This is a genomic window from Polaribacter sp. Z014 (genome assembly GCF_023555435.1).
Taxonomy (GTDB): Bacteria; Bacteroidota; Bacteroidia; order Flavobacteriales; family Flavobacteriaceae; genus Polaribacter.
Genome location: NZ_JALCZP010000053.1, coordinates 1 through 3,108 on the forward strand (window position 1 = coordinate 1; position 3,108 = coordinate 3,108).

The following is a 3,108-nucleotide window of genomic DNA, read 5'->3' on the forward strand; positions in this document are numbered from 1 at the left end:
CTTTTCGTCTAAACTCCATTTCTTGTATTTCATATCTCAAATATATTAGTTTTGAAATTTAAAATAGCACTCCGAACTTTTAAGGGGCTAAACTACGGTGTTGTAGGTAGTTTTTATATTTTTATTCCAATTCCTAATTTAACTAAACTTAAATTTTGATTATAATAAACTAATTCACTTTTATTATACATTATAAAATCATATTGTAAATGCAAGAATATTTTTTCAGTAAATAAGTAATTCATTCCTGCATTGAAATTAATTCCGCTGTAAGTTTTTCCTTTTCCATTTTCTGTAGAATTAAAATCAAAAGAATATCCTAAACCAGAAATTAAATCAAGTTTCCCATTTTCAATTAAATTTATTTTTCCAAATATTTTCGGTTGAAAAATGTAGTGATTTCTCGTGAAACTTGTGAAATTATCGTTTACTTTAAATTTCAATAAAGTTGTATTAATTCCCACACCTAAATCAATTTTCTTATTTTCAGTCAAATTATATTTAACTCCCAAATCTATAATTCCATTAAAATCTATAAAATCGAAATCGTTTCCTTTTTCACTTATTAAAATTGGGTAACTTAATTCAATACTAAATTTTGAATTTTGAGAGTATGAGTTAATTGAAAGAACTAATGCTATTATTAACAATATTTTTTTATTCATATTTCTATTTATTTGTTAAATTCTCCTTGGTTTTAATTTTTAACAATTTGATTTTCGGAGGTTTGAGTGGAATTACCTACAACGTTTATGTATATGAGCTGTGGCGTGTTTTTGCATGAACCTCTCCAAATATAAACTAACTTTGGGAAATCCATAGATTTTCCAAATGGGCACAGACCAAGCCATAGCTTATATACGGTGTTGCCAGTAGTTTTTATTTCCTCAATTTTGTTTTCAGTTCTTTTGCCTCCGATAAAGTGAATTTTTTATTTTCTTTAAATTCCTTTATACAATATTCTATATTTTTTAATCCTTTGCTCTTTAATATTCCTTTTTCTGCACAAACTTTGGCTATGAAATAACTGAAAATCAGTTTCCCTTTTGGATATGTTTTTATCGAACTTTCCAAAAAGTCAATTGCGTCTTTCGGTTTGTCCAATTTCTCATATATAATTCTAAACGGTCTTTCGTAATAGAAAACATTGTCGTTATAACCTTTTTCGATTTGAAGTTTCCAATTTTTCAAAGCTTCATCGTAAAGTCCCATCTCTTCGTACAATTGAGCCTTTTGAGAATATGCTTCGTCTTTTGCGAAAAATTCATTTTTTTCGCCAACTTCAAAAAGTTGTTCCAAAAGGTCGCTGTTTTTTTTCGCTATTACCAAGTCTAAAAGGTAATAGAAATCATCTTCGTCCAAATTAAAGTCTATTCCATAATTTTGTTTGGTAGAATTGGTTTTACCTTCCAAATAATCCGAAACAGATAATTTTTTTTCATTTACTTTATTCTCGAAATCATTGTAATTTCTATAATCCGAAAACATAAACATTAGAGCATCATTTAAGGATTTTACGACCAAATCAAGATGTCCTGAATTGTAAACTTCCTCTTTTAATTTAAGACGAACGTTTGTGTTATTTTTAAAAATACTATCTAATTTTTTTCCTGTTGCAAGTCGGTATTTATCATCTTTAGTTCCCGAGGAAACAAAATAGTACAAATTTTTGCTTTTATCTTTCGCTAGTGACTTGTTTAGATTTTCTATTTGTTCTTTTAATAAGTCTGGCGTTATGGCAATAAATCCTTGAAATGCATTATTTGGCATTGAAATAATTTGGCTTGCAAGTGTTGCAGTATTGGAATGACCAACTAATATATTAAATCCTGATACAGAATAATTTGAATTGATTAAAGGAATTATTTCTTTGTAAAGGTGATTTTTTAATTTTTCCGAACCTTCTAAAAATTGGTCTGTTGGAATGTTTATGTCATTTCCATAATTGGGTGTTGTTTCATAATTTCGGTCATTGTGAAAAATTCCAACCACAATACAATTTGGAATCACATTATATTTTGCTAAATAATTTTCGTAATTGGTTGTAATTTCAAAAAGCTCGTAGCCATCTAATGTATAAATAACTGGATATTTTTGTTTGTCGTCGTAGTTTGATGGCAGATAAATTTTTACAGTTCTCTCGTCCTTAAAAAAGTCTGATTTGAGTTTCTCGACTTTGTATTCGTATTTAAGCGTGTCTTTCGTTTCAGATTGTCCGAATGTTGAAAATGAAATAAATAAAATTACAATTGCAAAAATTTTGTTCATAGTTCGATTTTTTTTTCAAATTACTGGCAACGTTGTTGTGTATGATTTGGTGCGTAAATTTAGCGAATAAAAACCAATAATTACAGACTTTTATGAGTGCGAGGTTTTTCGCAAGAAAAACCTAAAAAGCAATAAATTATACACGGTGTTGTAGGTAGTTTTTATTCAATAATCTTTGTTTTTTCCTTTTTCAAATCAGATATGAATTTAAATTCAAAGTCTTGCTTCCTTTCTAAATTTTTCAAGTCAAAGCTAAAGACAGTAAATTCATATTTTGTATTATTTTCTTTTTTTAGTTCCGTGTAATTTTGCAGTTTCCTTTTTCTTAATTTGGTATATAATTCCGATACTGTTTTATTAGATTGTGAAATTTCTACTGCTTTTTTTATTCGGATAATTTCAGCGAGTAAATCTGATTCAAACTTTTTCTTTGAATTTGAATATCCATTCGTATCTAAATAATTCCAAATTTTATTGTTGTGAATTTCAACACTATCAATTAAACCTTCAACAAATGAGTCTCCTGCAATTCCTTTTACTTTAAATGGCCATTCTTTTTCAATTATTTTTTCCGCATTTTGGTTCACAAAATTTCCAATACTGAAAAGAGTCCAAATTTCCAGCGTGTCATTTTTTTTCTCAATTTGAGCTAAAGTCAAATTAGAAATCAGTAAAATTAATATGTTAGTTAATATTTTCATTTAATTACCTACAACGTGTTTGTATATGGTTTGTTGCGTGGTTTAAGCAACTAATTTAGTAAATAATTACCAACCAAGAAAGTCCGCGAGGACTTTCGTAAGTAGGCGAGAAGCCAGCAATAAATTATATACGGTGTTG

Annotated in this window: 3 protein-coding genes; all 3 read right to left on the minus strand. The window is 28.0% G+C overall.

What is annotated here, in order from left to right; translation table 11 throughout:
- Positions 1-113: 113 nt before the first annotated feature.
- The 3 genes from MPF19_RS18695 to MPF19_RS18705 all read right to left on the minus strand — a co-directional run bounded on the left by MPF19_RS18695 (position 114) and on the right by MPF19_RS18705 (position 2,969).
- Positions 114-665: an outer membrane beta-barrel protein gene (locus MPF19_RS18695; protein WP_249989795.1), complete on the minus strand. Its 552-nt coding sequence runs from the start codon at positions 663-665 to the stop codon at positions 114-116.
- Between the two features lie 214 nt (positions 666-879).
- Positions 880-2,268, minus strand: coding sequence for an alpha/beta hydrolase-fold protein (locus MPF19_RS18700; protein ID WP_249989796.1), 1,389 nt, complete (start codon positions 2,266-2,268; stop codon positions 880-882).
- Positions 2,269-2,429: 161 nt separating this feature from the next.
- Positions 2,430-2,969 (minus strand): hypothetical protein, encoded by a 540-nt coding sequence (locus MPF19_RS18705; RefSeq protein ID WP_249989797.1) that lies wholly within the window; start codon positions 2,967-2,969, stop codon positions 2,430-2,432.
- Between the last annotated feature and the right edge of the window lie 139 nt (positions 2,970-3,108).

What these genes read in the sequence shown, in the direction of transcription:
- MPF19_RS18695 (WP_249989795.1), bottom strand. Translation starts at nt 665, where the DNA reads ATGAATAAAAAAATATTGTTAATAATAGCATTAGTTCTTTCAATTAAC.
- MPF19_RS18700 (WP_249989796.1), bottom strand. Translation starts at nt 2,268, where the DNA reads ATGAACAAAATTTTTGCAATTGTAATTTTATTTATTTCATTTTCAACA.
- MPF19_RS18705 (WP_249989797.1), bottom strand. Translation starts at nt 2,969, where the DNA reads ATGAAAATATTAACTAACATATTAATTTTACTGATTTCTAATTTGACT.